Source organism: Streptomyces sp. NPDC001732 (assembly GCF_053596315.1).
The window spans coordinates 39838-60189 of sequence record NZ_JBSFFY010000027.1; the positions used below are offsets into that span (position 1 = coordinate 39838).

Below are 20352 nucleotides of genomic sequence, written 5' to 3' on the forward strand. Positions count from 1 at the left end.
ACACGGCCCGCACAACGGCGAACGTCCCCCTTCACCGACGGGTGAAGGGGGACGGACGAACAGGTGTGTCCCGGCCGGGACGGGGGAGAGGGGGCCGGGGCCTCAGGACTCGCGCGTCGCGGCCATCCCCAGGGTGATCAGGCCGAGCACGACCCAGCCGAACCAGAGCCAGCCGCTGCTCCCCAGCGCCACCGTGTACGCGGTGACCACCACCAGGGCTGTCAGCGTGAGCACTCCCATGGCCTTCGTGGATCCGGACATGCCCGCACCCTCCTCGTCGGCCGCACGGCCGTGAATGCCATCGTCACCCCTGAGGCGTGCCCACCGCTACCGTCCGCGCGCCTGCAAAGAGGCGAGATAGGCGTTGTACGCCTCCAGCTCCTGGTCGCCGTTGCGCTCCGCCGCCCGGTCGGAGCGCTTCGCCGTCCGCTGCTCGGAGCGGTACCACTGGAAGACCAGCGCGATCAGCACCAGCACCGACGGGATCTCGCTGAAGGCCCAGGCGATGCCGCCCGCCCAGTTCTGATCGCTCAGCGCGTCGATGCCCAGCGAGGCCGGCGGATGCTTGTACGTCTCCACCATCGGCGTCGACGCCATCATCAGCGCGATGCCGAAGAACGCGTGGAACGGCATCCCGGCGAACAGCTCCAGCATCCGCATGACGTAACCGGGCCGGTGCGGCCCCGGGTCGACACCCATGATCGGCCAGAAGAACACCAGGCCGACCGCGAGGAAGTGCACCATCATCGCGATGTGGCCGGTCTTCGAACCCATCAGGAAGTCGAAGAGCGGGGTGAAGTACAGCGCGTACAGGCTGGCGATGAAGATCGGGATCGTGAAGGCCGGATGTGTGATGACCCTCATGTACCGGCTGTGCAGCAGCATGAGCAGCAGCTCGCGCGGACCGGTGCGGTCGCGCCCGGCGACCGGCAGCGCGCGCAGCGCCAGGGTCACCGGGGCCCCCAGCAGCAGCAGGATCGGCGACAGCATGCTGATCACCATGTGCTGCACCATGTGCACGCTGAACATGACCATGCCGTAGTCGTTCAGTTTGGTGCACATCACCAGGGCGATGCTCAGCACGCCGACGACGAAGAAGACGGTCCGGCCGACGGGCCATTCGTCTCCGCGTCTGCGCAGTCGCAGCACCGCGTACCCGTACAGGGCGAGGCCCAGTACGCAGCCGATGAGGAAGAACGGGTCCGCGGAGAATTGGAGGCCCCGTCCCAGCGTGAACGGCGGCAGGTCCATGTTCATGCCGTGCCCGCTGTGATCCATCTGTTCACTCCCGCTGGGGACATCCCCGTTTCGTGCCGGTTGTCCCGACCAGAGTAGAACCGCCCCCGGTCGCGGCTGCGGCCGGGGGCGGTTCCTGGAGCGGGGTGTCGCTCAGAGCACGCACTCCGCCTCGGCGTACCGCTCCGCCGGAACCGTCTTCAGGGTCTCCACGGCCTCGTTCAGCGGCACCATCACGATGTCCGTGCCGCGCAGCGCCGTCATCATGCCGAACTCCCCGCGGTGCGCGGCCTCCACCGCGTGCCAGCCGAAGCGGGTGGCGAGCACCCGGTCGTACGCGGTCGGCGTGCCGCCGCGCTGCACATGGCCGAGGATCACCGGGCGGGCCTCCTTGCCCAGGCGCTGCTCCAGCTCGGTGGAGAGCCGCGTGGCCATGCCGGCGAAGCGCTCGTGACCGTAGATGTCCTTGTTGCCCTGCTCGACCTCCATGGAGGAGCCCGCGCGCGGCTTCGCGCCCTCGGCGACGACCACGATCGCGAACTTCTTCCCGGCCGAGAAGCGCTTGCCGACCACCTCGGTCAGCTCGTCGATGTCGAAGGGGCGCTCCGGCACCACGATGGCGTGCGCACCGGCCGCCATGCCCGAGTGCAGGGCGATCCAGCCGGTGTGGCGGCCCATGACCTCGACGATGAGCACCCGCTGGTGGGACTCGGCGGTGGTCTTGAGCCGGTCGAGCGCCTCGGTGGCGACACCGACGGCGGTGTCGAAGCCGAAGGTCACATCGGTGGACGCGATGTCGTTGTCGATGGTCTTGGGCACACCGACGATCGGCAGGCCCGCCTCGGACAGCAGATGGGCCGCCTTCAGCGTGCCCTCGCCGCCGATCGGGATGATCGCGTCGAGGCCGAGGTCGGAGACGTGGCCCCGGGCCTGCTCGACGCCGCCGCGCAGATGGGCGGGCTGGACCCGGGAGGAGCCGAGGATCGTGCCGCCGCGGGCGAGGATGCCGCCGACCGCGTCGAGATCGAGCTTGCGGTAGTCGCACTCCAGAAGGCCCTTCCACCCGTCGTGGAAGCCGATGACCTCGTCGCCGTGGTCGACCACCGCGCGATGTACGACGGAACGGATGACGGCATTGAGGCCGGGGCAGTCGCCGCCGGAGGTGAGAACACCAATTCGCATTGCCCGGAGAACCTTTGCAACGTGGGCCGACGACCGGACCACGTCGTCCGGTTGGATCCCCGCCACCCTACCGGCGCAGGGTGGCGGGACCGAACCGGGCGTCCGCCTGCTGGACGCCGCTCAGACGAGCGGAAAACGCCTCATCGGGCGGGCCGTGCGGCGCACCTCGTCAGGCGGGCTGGGTCGCCGCTGCGATGCGCTCGCTGCGCAGCGCCTCGTACCAGCGGTCGTCGGTGGGCGGCAGGGCGTTCACATCGAGGGCCAGCTTCAGCAGCAGGTCCGCGATCTGCGGGTTGCGTGCCATGACGGGGCCGTGCATGTACGTGCCGAAGACGGTGTCGTTGTACGCGCCCTCGGTGCCGTCGCCGGTGCCGTTGCCCCGGCCGAACTTCACCCGGGCGAACGGCCGTGCCGTCGGACCGAGATGGGTGACGCCCTGGTGGTTCTCGAAACCGGTCAGCGGCGGCAGGCCGAGGTTCGGGTCGATGTCGGCCAGTACGTCACCGACGCACCGGGCGCCCTCGCCGCGGGTGGAGACCACGTCGAGCAGCCCGAGACCGGGCTCGCGCTCACCGAGGTCGTTGATGAACTCGTGCCCGAGGATCTGGTAACCGGCGCAGACCGAGAAGATGATCGCGCCGTTGGACGCGGCCCGGCTGAGCCCGCCGTCGCGGCGCAGCCGCTCCGCGGCGAGCCGCTGCGGCCGGTCCTCGCCGCCGCCGATCAGATAGATGTCGCCGGACGTCGGCACCGGCTGGTCGCTGCGCACGTCGACGCGCTGCACGTCGAGACCGCGCTGCCGGGCCCGGCGCTCCACCACCAGCGCGTTGCCCTGGTCGCCGTAGGTGCTGAGGAGGTCGGGGTAGACCCAGACCAGACGCAGACCGTTGTTGCTCATGCTTCGTCCTCTCCGGAGGTGGCCGGGGCCGGGGTCAGTTGCCGACACGACGGCGCAGATCCTGGAAGGCGGTGTAGTTGGCGATGACCTCGATACGGCCGGGCGGGGCCTGCTGCACGGCCTCGTCGAGGGTCTCGCAGACCCGGAAGTCGAGACCGGCCACCTCGAGACGGACGGCGAGGTCCAGCTTGCGGTCGCCGAGCACGAAGATCGGGTGACCGGCGAGCTGGGGGTAGTCCACGTCCCACAGCCAGGAGGTGTCCGTGCCGTCCGCGCCGCGGGCGTTGACGGAGAGGATCACCGGCGTCGGCGGCGGGTCGATCAGGGAGAACGTCTCCAGCCAGCCCGCCGGGTTCTTCGCCAGCAGCAGCCGGAGCTCGCGGCCGAGGAAGTTCACCACGTCGTAGCGGCCGGCAACGGCCTGCACCTGGTACATCCGCTCCAGCGCGACCTGCGGCGGCACGCCGAAGACTGCGGCCACGGCGGCGGAACTGGTGGCGTTGGCCTTGTTGGCGCGGCCGGGCAGCTGGAGGTGGATCGGCCACGCCGAACCGTGCGGGTCCAGCACGTAGTCGCCGTGCAGGACCCAGCTCGGCGCGGGGCGGCGGAATCCGCACTCGCCGCAGAACCAGTCGTCGCCCGGACGCTGCATCACACCGCCGCAGGCGGGGCAGGACCAGGCGTCGTCCTTCCACGCCTGGCCGGCCGCCACCCACACCACGTTGGGGGAGGAGGACGCCGCCCAGACGATCAGCGGGTCGTCGGCGTTGGCGACGATCACGGCCTTGGAGCCGGACAGCCCCTCACGCCACTTCTCCGCCAGCATCCGGGTCTCCGCCGCGCGGTCCAGCTGGTCGCGGGAGAGGTTGAGCAGCGCGATCACCTTGGGCGTCGTGTCCCGGGCGACTCCGGCCAGATACTTCTCGTCGACCTCGATCACGCCGTACTGCGCGTCCGAGCCGCCGGCCAGCGCCGAGGTGATGCCCGCGGGCATGTTGGCGCCGAGCGCGTTCGACACGACCGGACCCGCGGCCCGCAGGGCCTCGGCGATCAGCCGGGTGGTCGTCGTCTTGCCGTTCGTCGCCGACACGAGGATCACGTCCAGGTGCTGCGCCAGTCGCCCCAGCAGGTCGGGGTCGAGCTTGAGCGCCACCCGGCCGCCGATCACCGATCCGCTGCCGCGCCCGGCGGCGCGCGACACCGCCGCCGCGGCCTTTCCCGCCGTCACGGCCAGCTTGGCCCGCGGCGACAGCGGCTCCGTGTTGCCTGCCATCGTCCTAGATCCTCCTTGCATCGGTCCGTGCCCAGCCTATCGATGTCCGGCGCGGCGGCCGCACCCTGGCACCGCCGGAAGGGCTCTGGCCATGCGGAACGTACGATTGCGGCCATGCGAAACCGCCCGATCCCCGGCAGTTCCGGACTGATCCGTGCCATGAGTCTGCTCGGCGATCCGGTGCTGCACGGTGCCTGTGAACCCGTCACGGACTTCGGCCCCTCGCTCGCCCGGCTCGTCGAGGACATGTACGCCACCATGTACGCGGCCGAGGGGGTCGGCCTCGCGGCCAACCAGATCGGCGTTCCGCTGCGGGTCTTCGTCTACGACTGCCCGGACGACGAGGACGTCCGCCACCTCGGACATCTCGTCAACCCGACGCTCGTGGAGGCGGACGGCATCACCGTACGCGGCCCGGAGGGCTGTCTCTCGCTGCCCGGCATCGAGGCCGGCACCCCGCGCTTCGACCGCGCCGTCGTCGAGGGCGTCACGATGGAGGGCGAGCCGGTGCGGGTCACCGGCACCGGTTTCTTCGCGCGCTGCCTCCAGCACGAGTGCGACCATCTCGAAGGCGCCGTCTACACGGACCGGTTGACCGGACTGCGCCGCAGGAGGGCGCTGCGCGCGGCCCGCCGGGCGCCCTGGGCGCGCACCACCGGCTGACCGGCGCGGCGGCCTCAGAATCCGGGGCCGCCGGAACGGTCCTGCGCGGCGGACAGCCTGCCCCACAGCAGGTCCGCCAGGCTGCGCACCAACTGCTCGCGGGAGCAGGGGCGTTCGCCCAGCCACCAGTCGCCGGCGGCGTGCATCATGCCGACGATGCCGTGACCCCAGATGCGGGCCGTGGCCTCGCTGTCCGGGCCGAGGTCCACCCGCTCGGCGATCACCAGGGCGAGTTCCTCGCCGAGCCGGCGCAGCAGCGGCGCCGAGTGCCGTCCGACGTCGAAGCCCTGCTCCGTCGCGGGGGCCGCGTCGTCGGCGGGGTGCATCAGGAAGCGGTAGACCTGCGGGCGGGCCTCGATCGCCGCGAGGTAGGTGTCGAGCGTCGACTCGACGCGCTGCCGGCGCTCGGCGGGGGCGTCGAGCGCGGCCCGCAGGGCGATCAGCAGGGCGTCGGTGTGGCGCTTGGCCAGGGCGCGGTAGAGGCCGCCCTTGTCGCCGAAGTGCCGGTAGAGGATGGGCTTGGTGATCCCGGCCTCCGCCGCGATGGCGTTCATCGAGGCACCGGGGCCGTCCCTGAGCACCACGCGGTCAGCGGCTTCGAGCAACTCGCGGCGGCGACTTTCGGCCGCCGTCCGCTGGCGCTCGGCCTGTCGTGTGCTCTCCATGTTCCTTCTCCCCCGCCCTGCCCGTGCGATTGCGTCCTGCCTGCGCAACGTAACACTCTGCTCAGCGGCGTGCGGATCGGGAGCAGTGTGGTTGACAGAGGCTACTTGTCGGTAACAGACTGCTGTTACCGCAAGTAACGAGTGGTTTTTCACGGCAGTACGTGGAGGGGAACATGGCGGAGTTCACGCTCGAACTCAACGACGACCAGAAGCAGGTCCGTGACTGGCTTCACGGTTTCGCCGCGGATGTGATCCGGCCGGCGGCCTCGGAGTGGGACGAGCGTGAGGAGACTCCCTGGCCCGTCATCCAGGAGGCGGCCAAGGTCGGCATCTACTCCCTCGACTTCTACGCCCAGCAGTTCTTCGACCCCACGGGCCTCGGCATCCCGATGGCGATGGAGGAGCTCTTCTGGGGCGACGCGGGCATCGCCCTGTCGATCGTCGGAACGGGCCTCGCGGCCGTGGGCGTCCTGGCCAACGGCACCGAGGAGCAGATAGGCACCTGGATCCCGCAGATGTACGGGGACGTGGACGACGTCAAGGTCGCCGCCTTCTGCTCCTCCGAGCCGGACGCGGGCTCCGACGTCGCCTCGATGCGCACCCGCGCGGTGTACGACCAGGCCAAGGACGAATGGGTGCTGAACGGCACCAAGACCTGGGCGACCAACGGCGGCATCGCCAACGTCCACGTGGTCGTCGCCGTGGTCGACCCGGAGCTGGGCTCCAAGGGACACGCCTCGTTCATCGTGCCGCCGAACACCCCCGGTCTCTCCCAGGGGCAGAAGTTCAAGAAGCACGGCATCCGCGCCTCGCACACCGCCGAGGTGGTCCTGGAGGACGTCCGCGTCCCCGGCCACTGCCTGCTCGGCGGCAAGGACAAGCTCGACCAGCGCCTGGCACGGGCCCGCGAGCGGGCCGCGTCCGGCGGCGAGCGGGTGAAGAACGCCGCGATGGCCACCTTCGAGGCGTCCCGCCCCGCGGTCGGCGCCATGGCCGTCGGCACCGCCCGCGCGGCGTACGAGGTCGCGCTGGACTACGCGAAGACCCGCACCCAGTTCGGCCGGCCGATCATCGACAACCAGGGCATCGCCTTCCAGCTCGCCGACATGCGGACGCAGATCGACGCGGCCCGGCTGCTGGTCTGGCGCGCCTCGTGGATGGCGACCACCGGAAAGCCGTTCACCTCGGCCGAGGGCTCCATGTCCAAGCTGTACGCGAGCGAGACGGCGAAGAAGGTCACCGCCCAGGCCGTCCAGATCCTCGGCGGCAACGGCTTCACCCGCGAGTACCCGGTGGAGCGGATGCACCGGGACGCGGCGATCTACACGATCTTCGAGGGCACGAGCGAGATCCAGCGCCTGGTCATCGCCCGCACCCTGTCGGGCATGCCGATCCGCTGACACGGGACGACCGACGGCGGGCCCGGCCGGGAGAACCGGCCGGGCCCGCGACGGAACGGGTCAGGCGGGCAACTGGGCCTCGATGGCGGCAACGAGCTCCGGGTCCTCCGGGTCCACGCGCGGGCGCAGCCGCGCGACCGGCTCGCCCGCCGGTGAAATGAGGAACTTCTCGAAGTTCCACTGGACATCGCCCGCCTGGCCGTCCTCGTCCTCGAGAGCGGTCAGCTCGGTGTAGAGCGGGTGGCGTCCCTCGCCGTTCACCTCGATCTTCTCCAACAGCGGGAAGCTGACCCCGTACGTGGTCGAGCAGAAGGTCTGGATCTCCTCCAGGCTTCCCGGCTCCTGGCCGGCGAACTGGTTGCACGGAACGCCGAGCACGGTGAAACCGCGTTCCCCGTACGTTTTCTGGAGCCGCTCCAGGCCCGCGTACTGCGGGGTCAGCCCGCACTTCGAAGCGACGTTCACCAACAGGACGGCCCGGCCGCTGTAGTCGGACAGGGAGGTGGGTTCGCCGGTGAGGGTGCGCAGGGGAATGTTGTGCAACGTCATGAGGGCCTCCTCAATAGGTGGGGCTACCAGCAGCCATTATCGTGTCCCCCGCCGACCGGCAGGAAACCGGTGACGGGCCGTCGGAACCCCGGGCACGCCGCCGGCCAGGGGGATTTCGGCCCCCGTCGGACGGGGCGCGCCCCCGACGGGGGACCCGCGGCCGGACACCGGCCTGGTTGCCGAACTGTCGTGTCCCGACCGCGGGTTCGGTGCGGCTCAGGGGCGTGCGGAACCGATGGCCTTGTAGTAGAGCGTCGTCGGTTTCAGGACCCCGGCCGGGTCGCCCGCGTAGTCCGGGATCGAACCGCACTCCGTCCAGCCCGCCGAACGGCAGAGCCGCTCGGCGGGGCTCCCGCTCTCGGCGTCCAGGACCAGCAGTGTGACGCCCGCGTCGACGGCCGCCCGTTCGGCGGTGCCGAGCAGCGACCGGCCGAGCCCCCGGCCGCGGGCCGACGAACGGACCATCAACGTGGTCACCTTCGCGCGGTGGCGGGCATTGGGCAGCTGGGCCGGGACCAGCGTGACGGTCCCGGCCACCCGCTCCGCGTCGCGGGCGATCCAGACCCGGAGGAGACCGGCGTCCACGGCCTCGGCACGCTCCCGCCACCAGGCGGCGGCCACGCCCCGGTCCAGCGGCGCGAGGAAACCCACCGACGAGCCGCTGTCCACGGCGTCCACCAGCAGTGCGGCCAACTCATCGGCGTAGGTGACCAGTTCGGGCCCGGACACACAGACGATCCCGGTCATGGGCAGAGTCCTTTCACGACTTTCGGGGAATGCCGCGGCTTTCCCGGCCGTCGGGGCCGTCACGGCAGAACGCTCATCAGCGCGTAGCGGACCCGCTCCGGTCCGGGGCAGTGGAAGTGCGAGGGGCCGCGCAGCCGGAAGCGGAGGCAGTCGCCGCTGCGCACCGTGTGCGCGATGCCGTCGACGGTGATCCGGACCGTTCCCTCCAGCACCCAGACGTGCTGTTCCACGCCCGGCACGGGCGCGTCCCCGTGCGCGACGGCGGCCCCCGCGTCGAGGATGCCCTCGACGACCTCCGCGCGCAGACCGCAGTGCGGCGGCGAGACCGAGCGGCGTACGAAGCCCGACGTCTCGTCCCGCCACACCGGTTGCCGCGTGACGGGGACGAACTGCGGGGCTTCCGCCTCCACCTCCAGCAGCAGCCGGGACATCGTCCGTCCGTAGACCGTGCACAACGTGCCGAGCAGGGACGCCGTCGGGCTCAACTCGCCGCGCTCCAGCCGGGACAGCGTGGAGCGGCTCACCCCGCTGCGCCGCGAGAGTTCGTCCAGCGACCAGCCGCGTTCGGCGCGCAGCCCGCCCAGCCGGGCGGCGAGCCGGGCATCGACGGAGTCGGGCTCCATTCCTCCGATTTCTCCCATATTGGAGACAATATCCCGGACTTGAGACGGATCGGGTCGTGGCGGCGCCGAGGGCATCGGCCGTTCTGCCGAACGGGTGGTGGCGTGACAGGCTTGTCCGGGGAGGTCCCGGTGGCCCGACCCGGGCCTGCCGGGCTGCTCTGCTACCCGAGGAGGTCGCAATGGCCGGCACAGGTCACGCACCGAGAGCGGCGCCCGCCGCGAGTTCGCACCACCCCTTCCGGTTCGGCTGGACCGCCTTCGCGGCAGTCCTGATGATCTTCGGCGGGGCGATGGCGATCTTCGAGGGGATCGCCGCCATCGCCAAGGACGAGGTGTTCGTCGCCACACGCAACTACGTGTTCCGGTTCAACCTCACCGGCTGGGGCTGGATCCACCTCGCCCTGGGCGTCGTCATCCTCGTCGCCGGCTGTGCGCTGCTCACCGGTGCCGCCTGGGCACGCATCGTGGGCATCGTGCTCGCGGGACTGGCCGCGCTCGCCAACTTCCTGTGGCTGCCCCACTACCCGTTCTGGGCCATCGTGCTCATCGCCGTCAACGTCCTCATCATCTGGGCGCTGTGCGCGGACCCGTACAAGGAGAGAGCCGGCTAGGGCGTGTTTCGAGGGGCGGCGGGACGGCCGGGCGGGGGGTCTCAGGACGCCGCGGCCGCGGGAAGACGGCCCGCGCGCACCGCGTCGACGAGCGCCCGGTGGTCCCGCTCGTTCCGGTCGGCGTACTTCTCGGCGAAGCACGCCACCGCCCGGTCGAACGCGGGCCCGCGCCCCAGGTACGCGGCGATGGCGATCCGGTCGCCGGAACGCGCGTGGGCCCGCGCCAGTGTGGCGCCGCAGACCTCGCCGAACACCCGCATGCCGGCCGGCACCATCTCCTCCGGCTCGGCGATGCCCTTCCAGTCGCGCAACTGGCGCACGTAGAAGTCGCGGCGCCGGCCGTCGGGGCCCTCCACCCGCTCCCAGCCGAGGAAGATGTCGCTCGCCGCCTGCATCATCCGCTGGCCCGAGACCACGCGCTCGCCCTGGTTGGCGCAGGAGGAGGCGCCGACGTGGGGTGCGAGGACCGAGACGTCGGCCTCCTTGGCCTGGAGGAGCAGCGGGTCGTCGCCGTCCCGGCCGAGCATGAGGATGACCCAGCAGCGCGTGCCGACGCTGCCGACGCCGACCACCTTGCGCGCCATGTCCACGAACCGGAAGTCCGCGAGCAGGGTGCGCCGGTCCGAGGGCAGACTGTGTGCGTAGCGCGTGATCAGCCCGCGGAACAACTGCTGCGTCGCCTCGCGCTCGACGTCCGGGAGCAGATCGGCCACCGGCACCAGCAGCGGCGGGTCGGCCGCGATGCGCGGCCGTCCGTCCACCGTCTCGGTGAGTTTCCCGAACACCTGCAGACTGTCCCGGGTACGGGCCTTCGCCGCGGCCCGGTCCAGCTGCCTGCGACCGTGTTTCGCCAGCTTCCCGGACGCCAGTTCCTTGAGACGGTCGATGTCGATCCGCGCGTACCAGACATCGAGGTTGCGCATACCGGCGAACCGGATCATCGACTCCCGGTACGACCTCAGCGTGGTGAGCACGATGTCCGCGCGCTCCTCGTCCGTGAAGCCGTTCGCACGGCCCGCGATGACGAAGCTGGTCGCCAGGCGTTTGACGTCCCACTCCCAGGGGCCGGGCAGCGTCTCGTCGAAGTCGTTGATGTCGAACAGAAGGTTCCGCTCCGGCGACGCCAGCAGCCGGAAGTTCAGCAGATGGGCGTCCCCGCACAGCTGGGCCCTGATCCCGCTGTCCCGGGTGGTGGCCAGGTCGGAGGCCATGATCGCGGCGGCGCCCCGGTAGAAGCGGAACGGCGACTCGATCATCCGCCCGTACCGGATCGGCACGAGGTCGGGCACCCTGGCGGCCGACTGTGCCTCGAGGATGCCCAGCGGGTCGGGCCGGTTTGCCGGCGGTTCGAATTCGGCATGGCTGGAACGCGGCGTGTCCCGCCGGGCCGCCTTGCCGCGGGCCGTCCGCTGCTCGGGCGTCGCATGCGGTGCGATCCGGAGCACACGGCCCGAATCCTGGAGCATCGAGCCGGAGTCCTGAGGCGTCGAGCCCGAGTCCTGGGGCATGGAAACCCTCCTGCAGCTGTACGGGCGCCGCTCCGTACGGCGCCGGGGCACGCAGTCCGCGGGGGAGACGCCTCCCCGGCCGGTGCCTTTGGGCCCTGGGTCCGATCATCGCGGCTCGGCGGGCTTCCGGCATTCCGGGCTCCCGGAGGCAGCCGCCGGGACGGGGAAACCGAACGGAACGGCAGCGCCGCCGGGGCATACGCCGCCCGTGCCGCCCCGCCGCCCTCGCCCGCCCGGCCGACGCCGTGACCGGGCGGGCGAAGGCGGCCCCGGCTCATTCCCGCTCGTCGTCCCAGGGCGTGCCCAGCTAGCCGTCGAAGGTACGGATCAGCGCCGCCCCCCGGCGCTCGCCGCCGGCCTCGTCGGTCGACTCGACGACATGACCGACGGGCGCGACCGCCCCCGGAGCCGTCGCCCCCGCCCCGTCGCCCTTGCCGGGCCGGGGAATCGGCTTCCTCGTCAGCACGCTGCTCACCAGGGAATTCCTCCGCCGTGTGCTCGGAAACCGCACAGTAGACGGGCGCCCTGGGAAGATCGATCCCGTGGAGTGCGCCGAACCCTTTCCCGAGCCCCCTGCCGACCCCTTTGCCGGGCCCGCGCCCGAGGACGGCCCGGCCGAACCGGCCGCCCGGCGACGGGTGGTGCGTTGCCGCATGTGCGGCCGCCCGCTCACCGGCACGCAGTCGCGCCGCACCGGCCTCGGCCCCGCCTGCGACGCCAAACTGCACCCCGCGCCCCCGGACATCCGCACCCGCCGCCACGAGGTCGAACAGGACCCGCTGCCCGGCGTCTGAGCCGGGGTGGGACCACCCGCTAACCACCCAGACGGCGGAACAGCCCCTCCTGCACCACGGACACCAGCAGATTCCCGCCACGGTCGTAGATCCGGCCGCGCGCGAGCCCCCGCCCGCCCGTGGCGACCGGCGACTCCTGGTCGTACAGGAACCACTCGTCGGCCCGGAACGGCCGGTGAAACCACATGGCATGATCCAGCGACGCCATGTCGAAACCACGCGGCCCCCACAACGGCTCCACCGGGATGCGGACCGCGTCCAGCAGCGTCATGTCGCTCGCGTACGTCAGCGCACAGGTGTGCACCAGTGGGTCGTCGCCCAGCGGACCGACCGCGCGCATCCAGACCGCGCTGCGCGGGTCCGCGCCCCCGACCTCCTCCTTCGTCCAGCGCAGCCGGTCGACGTACCGGATGTCGAACGGCTGTCTGCGCGCCATCCTCTCCAGCGCCTCCGGGAGCGCCCCGAGGTGTTCACGCACCTCGTCGGCGACGCCCGGCAGCTCCTCGGGGCCGGGAACCTCCCGGGCGGGCGGCAGCTGGTGCTCGAACCCCGCCTCCTCGGGCCGGTGGAAGGACGCCGTCAGATTGAAGATCGTCCGGCCCTGCTGGACGGCGGTGACCCGGCGGGTGGTGAACGACCGGCCGTCCCGGACCCGCTCCACCTGGTACACGATCGGCACCCCCGGACGCCCCGGACGCAGGAAGTACGCGTGCAGCGAGTGCACCGGGCGGTCGCCGTCGGTGGTGCGGCCCGCCGCGACCAGTGCCTGCCCGGCGACCTGCCCGCCGAAGACCCGTTGCAGGGACTCCTCGGGGCTGCGCCCACGGAAGATGTTGACCTCGATCCGTTCCAGGTCCAGCAGGTCGACCAGGCGCTCGGCGGGGTTCGTCATGCGGTTCGTCTCCACTCTCGCAGCAGCGCCGTGCCCACGGCGTACGTTCTCACAGCTGACCGACGGAGGTAACGCGGACCACGGCCCGGCCCTCCTCGTCGGACGCGGCCAGGTCGATCTCCGCGCTGATGCCCCAGTCGTGGTCGCCATTGGGGTCGGCGAAGGTCTGCCGGACCCGCCACAGCCCGTGCGCCGCGTCCTCGTCGATCTTCAGCAGCTTGGGACCGCGGGCGTCCGGACCGGTGCCCAGCTCGTCGTACTCGTCCCAGTAGGCGTCCATCGCCTCGCCCCACGCGTCCTCGTCCCAGCCCGCGTCGCCGTCCAGCTCGCCGAGCTCGTCGACCTTGTCCAGCGCGGCCAGCTCCACCCGGCGGAACATCGCGTTGCGCACCAGCACCCGGAAGGCGCGGGCGTTGGCCGTGACCGGCTTCACCTCGTCCGCCCGCTCCTGCGCCTGCTCGGCGGTCTCCACCTCCGGGTTGGCGAGCTGCTCCCACTCGTCCAGCAGACTGGAGTCCACCTGGCGGACCATCTCGCCGAGCCAGGCGATCAGATCCTCCAGGTCCTCGGACTTGAGGTCGTCCGGAATGGTGTGCTCCAGCGCCTTGTACGCGCTCGCCAGATAGCGCAGCACGATGCCCTCGGTGCGGGCCAGCTCGTAGTGGGAGGTGAACTCCGTGAATGTCATGGCGCGTTCGTACATGTCACGGATCACGGACTTCGGCGACACCGGGTGGTCGCCCACCCACGGGTGGCTCCGGCGGTACACGTCGTACGCGTGCCACAGCAGCTCGCTCAGCGGCTTCGGGTACGTGACCTCCTGGAGCAGCTCCATCCGCTCCTCGTACTCGACCCCGTCCGCCTTCATCTGCCCGACCGCCTCGCCGCGCGCCTTGTTCTGCTGCGCCGCGAGGATCTGCCGCGGGTCGTCCAGCGTCGACTCGACGACGGAGACCATGTCCAGCGCGTACGAGGGGGAGTCCGGGTCCAGCAGGTCGAACGCGGCCAGCGCGAAGGTGGACAGCGGCTGGTTGAGCGCGAAGTCCTGCTGGAGGTCGACGGTGAGCCGGACGATGCGGCCCTCCGCGTCCGGCTCGGCGAGCTGCTCCACCACACCGCCGTCCAGCAGCGAGCGGTAGATCGCGATGGCCCGGCGGATGTGCCGCAGCTGCGCCCGGCGCGGCTCGTGGTTGTCCTCCAGCAGGCGCCGCATCGCCTCGAAGGCGTTGCCGGGGCGCGCGATCACGGACAGCAGCATCGTGTGCGTGACCCGGAAACGGGAGGTCAGCGGCTCCGGATCGGACTGGATCAGCTTGTCGAAGGTGGTCTCCGACCAGGCGACGAAGCCCTCGGGGGCCTTCTTGCGGACCACCTTGCGCTTCTTCTTCGGGTCGTCGCCCGCCTTCTTGACGGCCTTCTCGTTCTCGATGACGTGCTCGGGCGCCTGGGCCACCACGAAACCCGCCGTGTCGAAACCGGCCCGGCCCGCCCGGCCCGCGATCTGGTGGAACTCACGGGCGCGCAGCGTCCGCACCCGGGTCCCGTCGTACTTGGTGAGCGCCGTGAACAGCACCGTGCGGATGGGGACGTTGACGCCGACACCGAGCGTGTCCGTACCGCAGATCACCTTCAGCAGACCCGCCTGGGCGAGCTTCTCCACCAGGCGCCGGTACTTCGGCAGCATGCCCGCGTGGTGCACCCCGATGCCGTGCCGCACATAGCGGGAGAGGTTCCGGCCGAACTTGGTGGTGAAGCGGAAGTTGCCGATCAGGTCGGCGATCTTCTCCTTCTCCTCCTTGGTGCACATGTTGATGCTCATCAGCGACTGCGCCCGCTCGACGGCCGCGGCCTGGGTGAAGTGCACGATGTAGACCGGCGACTGCCGGGTGTCCAGGAGCTCGGTGAGGGTCTCGGTGATCGGGGTCAGCCGGTACTCGTAGCTGAGCGGCACCGGCCGGGTCGCCGAGCGGATCACGGAGGTGGGACGGCCGGTGCGGCGGGTCAGGTCCTCCTCGAACATCCGGACGTCGCCGAGCGTGGCCGACATCAGGACGAACTGGGCCTGCGGAAGCTCCAGCAGCGGGATCTGCCAGGCCCAGCCGCGGTCCGGTTCGGCGTAGAAGTGGAACTCGTCCATCACGACCTGGCCGATGTCGGCGTACTTGCCGTCGCGCAGCGCGATGGAGGCCAGCACCTCGGCCGTGCAGCAGATCACCGGGGCGTCGGCGTTGACCGAGGCGTCGCCGGTGAGCATCCCGACGTTCTCCGTGCCGAACAGCTTGCACAGGTCGAAGAACTTCTCCGAGACCAGTGCCTTGATCGGCGCGGTGTAGAAGGTGACCTTGTCCTGGGCCAGCGCGGTGAAGTGCGCCCCCGCCGCGACCAGGCTCTTCCCGGAACCGGTCGGGGTGGACAGGATCACGTTCGCACCGGAGACCACCTCGATCAGCGCCTCCTCCTGGGCCGGATAGAGGGTGATGCCCCGGCTCTCGGTCCATGACGAGAAAGCCTCGAAGAGGGCGTCGGGGTCGTCGGTCGGGGGCAGCTGATCGATAAGGGTCACGCCCCCATCTTGCCTGCCTTCCGCCCGGATGAGGGAACCGGACGACCGTATGAAGATCATGGGCGATACGCTGCCCACTCAACTCGGCCGTGCCACAACGGCGGACGACGGCAGAACGACTTTGGGGGCGGGAAGCACCATGATGGGACCGGCACACTCGCTGTCAGGGGCGGCGGCCTGGCTGGGGGTGGGTGCCGCGGCCGCCGCCACGGGGCACACGATGCCGTGGCCCGTCCTCGTCGTGGGCGCGCTCATCACCGCCGGAGCGGCACTCGCACCGGACCTCGACCACAAGTCCGCGACCATCTCGCGCGCCTTCGGACCGGTCTCGCGAGGGCTCTGCGAGATCGTCGACAAGCTCTCGCACGCCGTTTACAAGGCGACCAAGATGCGCGGCGACTCGCACCGCAACGGCGGCCACCGGACCCTGACGCACACCTGGGCGTGGGCCGTCCTGATCGGCGCCGGGGCCTCCGCCGCCGCGGTCACCGGCGGCCGGTGGGCGGTCCTGGCGATCCTCTTCGTGCACCTGGTCCTGGCGGTCGAAGGACTGCTGTGGCGGGCCGCCCGGATGTCCAGCGACGTCCTGGTCTGGCTGCTCGGCGCCACCAGCGCCTGGATACTGGCGGGCGTCCTGGACGAGCCGGGCAACGGCTCGGACTGGCTGTTCACCGCTCCCGGCCAGGAGTACCTGTGGCTCGGGCTGCCGATCGTGCTCGGCGCCCTCGTCCACGACATCGGTGACGCGCTGACCGTCTCGGGCTGCCCGATCCTGTGGCCCATCCCGATCGGCCGCAAGCGCTGGTACCCGGTCGGCCCGCCGAAGGCCATGCGGTTCCGGGCCGGCAGCTGGGTGGAGCTGAAGGTGCTGATGCCGGCCTTCATGGTGCTCGGGGGAGTGGGCGGGGCGGTGGCGCTGAACATCATCTGACCACCGGGGCCGGGGCAGCGCACAGTGCCCCGGCCCCGATCGCTCCACAGGCCCCGCCGGGCGCCCCACGAGGGGGCGGACGGCGGGGCCGCACGCTTTCCGGCCCCGGCCGATTGGCCCTCGGCCGTGCCGGGCCGGCCGGGGAGACGCCCCGGCCGACCGGGCCCCTCAGCCGTGCCAGGACCGCCACAGCGCCGCGTACGCGCCGTCCGCCGCCACCAGCTCGTCGTGGCTGCCCAGTTCGCTGATCCGGCCGCTCTCCACCACCGCGATCACATCCGCGTCGTGCGCGGTGTGCAGCCGGTGGGCGATCGCCACGACCGTACGCCCCTCCAGCACCCGGGCCAGCGAGCGCTCCAGATGCCGGGCGGCCCGCGGGTCCAGCAGCGACGTCGCCTCGTCCAGCACCAGCGTGTGCGGATCGGCCAGGACCAGTCGGGCCAGGGCGATCTGCTGGGCCTGGGCCGGAGTCAGCGCCAGACCGCCGGAACCGACCTCGGTGTCCAGCCCGTCCTCCAGCGCCTGCGCCCAGCCGTCCGCGCCGACCGCCGCGAGCGACGCCCACAGCTCGGCGTCCTCGGCACCCGTACGGGCCAGCAGGAGGTTGTCCCGCAGCGAACCGACGAACACATGGTGCTCCTGGTTGACCAGCGCCACGTGCGTACGCACCTGCTCCGCCTTCATCCGCGACAACTCCGCACCACCGAGCGTCACTTCACCCGCGCGCGGCGCGTAGATCCCGGCCAGCAACCGGCCCAGCGTGGACTTGCCGGCCCCCGACGGACCGACCAGCGCCAGACGGGTGCCCGGCGCCACGTCCAACGACACCCGGTGCAGGACGTCCAGCCCGGCACGGTAGCCGAAGCGCACCTCGTCGGCCCGTACGTCCCGGCCGTCCGGGACCGCCTCCACGTCCCCGGCGTCCGGCTCGATGTCCCGCACACCGACCAGCCGGGCCAGCGACACCTGGGCGACCTGCAACTCGTCGTACCAGCGCAGGATCAGGCCGATCGGATCGACCATCATCTGCGCCAGCAGCGCGCCCGTCGTCAGCTGCCCCACGGTCAGCAGGCCCTCGATGACGAACCAGCCGCCGAGCATCAGCACCGCGCCCAGGATCGTCACATAGGTGGCGTTGACGACGGGGAAGAGCACGGAACGCAGGAAGAGCGTGTACCGCTCCCACGCCGTCCACTCCTTGATCCGCCGGTCCGACAGCTCCACCCGGCGCGCGCCCAGCCGATGCGCCTCCACGGTCCGCCCGGCGTCCACGGTCTCCGCGAGCGCCGCCGCGACCGCCGCGTAACCGGCGGCCTCCGAACGGTACGCGGACGGGGCCCGTCTGAAGTACCAGCGGCAGCCGACGATCAGGACCGGCAGGGCGATCAGCACCGAGAGCGCCAGCGGCGGGGCCGTCACGGTGAGCGCGCCCAGCAGCAGCCCCGCCCACACCACACCGATCGCCAGCTGCGGCACCGCCTCGCGCATCGCGCCGGCCAGCCGGTCGATGTCCGTGGTGATCCTGGAGAGCAGATCACCCGTCCCGGCCCGCTCCAGCACGCCCGGCGGCAGCCCCACCGACCGTACGAGGAAGTCCTCGCGCAGATCGGCCAGCATCTCCTCACCGAGCATCGCGCTGCGCAGCCGCACCACCCGGGTGAACACGGTCTGCACCACCAGCGCGAGCGCGAACACGGCGGCCGTGCGCTCCAGATGCAGGTCCCGGACCCCGTCGGAGAGGTCCTCCACCAGCCCGCCCAGCAGATACGGGCCGACGATCGAGGCGATCACCGCGACGGCGTTGAACGAGACCAGCACGGCGAACGGCCGGCGGTGGCGCCGCAACAGCTCCCGCACATAGCTCCGCACGGTGGCGGGGGTGCCCACCGGCAGGGTCGTCGCCGACTCCGGCGCGGCCGGGTCGTACGCCGGTTCCGCGACGCCGATCATGCCCGTTCCTCGACTTCCTCGATCATCCTGAACACGTCTCCGGCCTCCGGGGCGGCGATCTCGTCGTCCGTCCCGCGGGTCACGACCGCCCGGTAGCGGGGCTCCGTGCGCAGCAGCTCACGGTGCGAACCGACCGCGACGACCGTGCCCCGGTGCGCCAGCACCACTCGGTCGGCAAGGTCGAGCAGCAGCGGCGACGAAGCGAACACCACGGTGGTGCGGCCCCGGCGCAGCGACTTGATCCCGGCGGCCACCCGGGACTCCGTGTGCGAGTCGACGGCCGAGGTCGGCTCGTCGAGGACCAGCACCTCCGGGTCGGTCACCAGCGAGCGGGCCAGGGCCAGCCGCTGGCGTTGGCCGCCCGAGAGCGAACGGCCGCGCTCGGTGATGCGCGTCGCCATGGGGTCGCCGTCCGCGGCGGCGGACGCCTGCGCCAGCGAGTCCAGCACATCACCGCACTGGGCGGCGGACAGCGCCTCCTCGGCGGTCACCGAGCCGGACGACGGCACGTCCAGCAGCTCGCCCAGCGTGCCGGAGAGCAGCACCGGGTCCTTGTCCTGGACGAGCACGGCGGTCCGGGCGGTGACCCGCGAAAGCTCGTCCAGCGGTACGCCGCCGAGCAGGACGGACGGGACCGTGGCTCCGTCCTTCGCCGTGCGCCCGGCAGCGTCCCCGGCCGTGTCCGGGCCGGACTCCGGGTCCGCTTGGGCGTGCCCGCCCAGGCGCTCGGCCAGCCGCCCCGCTTCGTCCGGATCGCCGCAGACCACCGCGGTGAACAGACCCGCCGGGGCCATCAGACCGGTGACCGGGTCGTACAGGTCGCCGCCCGGGGCGGTCTCGAGGCTCGCGGGCCGGTCCGCGCGGCTCAGCGACAGGACGCGGACCGCGCGCCCGGCGGAGAGCCGGGAGAAGGAGTACGCCATCGCGATCTCCTCGAAGTGGCGCAGCGGGAACAGCAGCAGCGTTGCCGCGCTGTACACCGTGACCAGCTGACCGACCTCGATCCGGCCGTCCCGGGCCAGCGCCGCCCCGTACACGACCAGCGAGATGAGCAGCACGCCGGGCAGCAGCACCTGGATCGCCGAGATCAGCGACCACATCCGCGCGCTGTGCACCGCGGCCTCGCGGACCTCCTGCGAGGCGCGCCGGTAGCGGCCGAGGAACAGCTCCTCGCCGCCGATGCCGCGCAGCACCCGCAGCCCGGCGACGGTGTCCGAGGCCAGCTCGGTCGCCCGGCCCGCCTTCTCCCGCTGGAGGTCGGCGCGCCGGGTGGCCCGGGGGAGCAGGGGCAGCACCGCCAGGGCCAGCAGGGGCACGGAGAGGGTCACCAGAAGGCCCAGCGACGGCAGATAGAGCAGGAGCCCCGCACAGATCAGCACGAGTGCGGCGGCGGCCGAGGCGAAGCGGGAGAGCGCCTCGACGAACCAGCCGATCTTCTCGACGTCGCCGGTGGACACGGCGACGACCTCGCCGGCGGCGACCCGGCGGGTCAGCGCGGAGCCGAGCTCCGCGGTTTTGCGCGCCAGCAGCTGCTGGACGCGTGCCGCGGCGGTGATCCAGTTGGTGACCGCGGTGCGGTGGAGCATGGTGTCGCCCAGGGCGATCAGTACGCCCAGGACCAGGAGCAGACCACCCGCCCACGCCAGCCGGCTGCCGGACCGGTCCACGACGGCCTGCACGGCGAAACCGGCGGCGAGGGGGAGACCGGCCAGCGAACACTGGTGCAGCAGCCCCCAGGCCATCGACGCGAGCTGCCCGCGGAGCTGACTGCGGCCGAGCCAGAGCAGAAAGCGGGGGCCCGACCGGATATCGGGGTCGCCGGGATCCGAGTACGGAAGATCGCGAATCTGCATGACGTCCCATGGTT

General features: G+C 71.6%; 20 protein-coding genes. 5 read left to right on the plus strand and 15 right to left on the minus strand.

Annotation, left to right across the window (positions count from 1 at the left end):
- Nucleotides 1-102: 102 nt before the first annotated feature.
- From ACWCXX_RS23980 to ACWCXX_RS24000, 5 genes are all read right to left on the minus strand, one after another.
- The gene (locus ACWCXX_RS23980) at nt 103-261 is read right to left on the minus strand and encodes a hypothetical protein (protein ID WP_107408259.1); all 159 of its coding nucleotides are present in this window, start codon (nt 259-261) and stop codon (nt 103-105) included.
- A gap of 66 nt (nt 262-327) precedes the next feature.
- Nucleotides 328-1278, minus strand: coding sequence for a cytochrome c oxidase assembly protein (locus ACWCXX_RS23985; protein ID WP_451130424.1), 951 nt, complete (start codon nt 1276-1278; stop codon nt 328-330).
- 111 nt (nt 1279-1389) lie between these two features.
- Nucleotides 1390-2418: a 6-phosphofructokinase gene (locus tag ACWCXX_RS23990; protein WP_451130426.1), complete on the minus strand. Its 1029-nt coding sequence runs from the start codon at nt 2416-2418 to the stop codon at nt 1390-1392.
- Between the two features lie 169 nt (nt 2419-2587).
- Nucleotides 2588-3316: a type 1 glutamine amidotransferase gene (locus ACWCXX_RS23995; RefSeq protein ID WP_451130428.1), complete on the minus strand. Its 729-nt coding sequence runs from the start codon at nt 3314-3316 to the stop codon at nt 2588-2590.
- Between the two features lie 34 nt (nt 3317-3350).
- Nucleotides 3351-4589, minus strand: a complete 1239-nt coding sequence (locus tag ACWCXX_RS24000) for a MurT ligase domain-containing protein (RefSeq protein ID WP_451130430.1) — start codon at nt 4587-4589, stop codon at nt 3351-3353.
- A gap of 114 nt (nt 4590-4703) precedes the next feature.
- On the opposite strand from ACWCXX_RS24000, the gene def reads away from it, so the two are divergent.
- A complete protein-coding gene (gene def / locus ACWCXX_RS24005) occupies nt 4704-5252 on the plus strand; it encodes a peptide deformylase (RefSeq protein WP_451130432.1) in 549 nt (182 codons plus the stop codon).
- 14 nt (nt 5253-5266) lie between these two features.
- Here def and ACWCXX_RS24010 read toward each other — a convergent pair whose 3' ends face one another.
- Nucleotides 5267-5917, minus strand: coding sequence for a TetR family transcriptional regulator (locus tag ACWCXX_RS24010; RefSeq protein ID WP_451130434.1), 651 nt, complete (start codon nt 5915-5917; stop codon nt 5267-5269).
- 173 nt (nt 5918-6090) lie between these two features.
- Between ACWCXX_RS24010 and ACWCXX_RS24015 the strand changes: the two genes are divergently transcribed.
- Nucleotides 6091-7317 carry an acyl-CoA dehydrogenase family protein gene (locus tag ACWCXX_RS24015; RefSeq protein ID WP_451130436.1) on the plus strand — a complete coding sequence of 409 codons (1227 nt, stop codon included), beginning with the start codon at nt 6091-6093 and terminating at the stop codon, nt 7315-7317.
- A gap of 60 nt (nt 7318-7377) precedes the next feature.
- Here the strand turns inward: ACWCXX_RS24015 and ACWCXX_RS24020 are convergent, their stop codons facing one another.
- From ACWCXX_RS24020 to ACWCXX_RS24030, 3 genes are all read right to left on the minus strand, one after another.
- Nucleotides 7378-7866: a glutathione peroxidase gene (locus ACWCXX_RS24020; RefSeq protein WP_451130438.1), complete on the minus strand. Its 489-nt coding sequence runs from the start codon at nt 7864-7866 to the stop codon at nt 7378-7380.
- A gap of 216 nt (nt 7867-8082) precedes the next feature.
- Nucleotides 8083-8613 (minus strand): N-acetyltransferase family protein, encoded by a 531-nt coding sequence (locus ACWCXX_RS24025; RefSeq protein ID WP_451130440.1) that lies wholly within the window; start codon nt 8611-8613, stop codon nt 8083-8085.
- 59 nt (nt 8614-8672) lie between these two features.
- On the minus strand, nt 8673-9254 hold the full coding sequence (locus ACWCXX_RS24030) for a helix-turn-helix domain-containing protein (RefSeq protein WP_451130442.1): 582 nt from the start codon (nt 9252-9254) through the stop codon (nt 8673-8675).
- A gap of 161 nt (nt 9255-9415) precedes the next feature.
- On the opposite strand from ACWCXX_RS24030, the gene ACWCXX_RS24035 reads away from it, so the two are divergent.
- A complete protein-coding gene (locus ACWCXX_RS24035) occupies nt 9416-9847 on the plus strand; it encodes a DUF7144 family membrane protein (protein ID WP_451130444.1) in 432 nt (143 codons plus the stop codon).
- Between the two features lie 41 nt (nt 9848-9888).
- Here ACWCXX_RS24035 and ACWCXX_RS24040 read toward each other — a convergent pair whose 3' ends face one another.
- The gene (locus tag ACWCXX_RS24040) at nt 9889-11313 is read right to left on the minus strand and encodes a DUF2252 domain-containing protein (protein ID WP_451130508.1); all 1425 of its coding nucleotides are present in this window, start codon (nt 11311-11313) and stop codon (nt 9889-9891) included.
- Nucleotides 11314-11662: 349 nt separating this feature from the next.
- Complete coding sequence (locus ACWCXX_RS24045) at nt 11663-11830, minus strand: hypothetical protein (RefSeq protein WP_451130446.1); 168 nt, start codon at nt 11828-11830, stop codon at nt 11663-11665.
- A 67-nt stretch (nt 11831-11897) separates the two neighbouring features.
- Between ACWCXX_RS24045 and ACWCXX_RS24050 the strand changes: the two genes are divergently transcribed.
- Complete coding sequence (locus tag ACWCXX_RS24050) at nt 11898-12149, plus strand: DUF6011 domain-containing protein (RefSeq protein WP_451130448.1); 252 nt, start codon at nt 11898-11900, stop codon at nt 12147-12149.
- Nucleotides 12150-12168: 19 nt separating this feature from the next.
- On the opposite strand, the gene ACWCXX_RS24055 is transcribed toward ACWCXX_RS24050, so the two are convergent.
- Both ACWCXX_RS24055 and ACWCXX_RS24060 read right to left on the minus strand, forming a co-directional pair.
- The gene (locus ACWCXX_RS24055) at nt 12169-13041 is read right to left on the minus strand and encodes an acyl-CoA thioesterase (protein ID WP_451130450.1); all 873 of its coding nucleotides are present in this window, start codon (nt 13039-13041) and stop codon (nt 12169-12171) included.
- 49 nt (nt 13042-13090) lie between these two features.
- Nucleotides 13091-15604, minus strand: a complete 2514-nt coding sequence (locus ACWCXX_RS24060; RefSeq protein ID WP_451130452.1) for a DEAD/DEAH box helicase — start codon at nt 15602-15604, stop codon at nt 13091-13093.
- 139 nt (nt 15605-15743) lie between these two features.
- Between ACWCXX_RS24060 and ACWCXX_RS24065 the strand changes: the two genes are divergently transcribed.
- A complete protein-coding gene (locus ACWCXX_RS24065; protein ID WP_451130454.1) occupies nt 15744-16535 on the plus strand; it encodes a metal-dependent hydrolase in 792 nt (263 codons plus the stop codon).
- Nucleotides 16536-16703: 168 nt separating this feature from the next.
- Here the strand turns inward: ACWCXX_RS24065 and ACWCXX_RS24070 are convergent, their stop codons facing one another.
- Both ACWCXX_RS24070 and ACWCXX_RS24075 read right to left on the minus strand, forming a co-directional pair.
- Complete coding sequence (locus ACWCXX_RS24070) at nt 16704-18485, minus strand: ABC transporter ATP-binding protein (RefSeq protein WP_451130456.1); 1782 nt, start codon at nt 18483-18485, stop codon at nt 16704-16706.
- Nucleotides 18482-20338: an ABC transporter transmembrane domain-containing protein gene (locus ACWCXX_RS24075; protein ID WP_451130458.1), complete on the minus strand. Its 1857-nt coding sequence runs from the start codon at nt 20336-20338 to the stop codon at nt 18482-18484. The genes ACWCXX_RS24070 and ACWCXX_RS24075 overlap by 4 nt, the downstream gene beginning before the upstream one ends.
- Nucleotides 20339-20352: the final 14 nt, after the last annotated feature.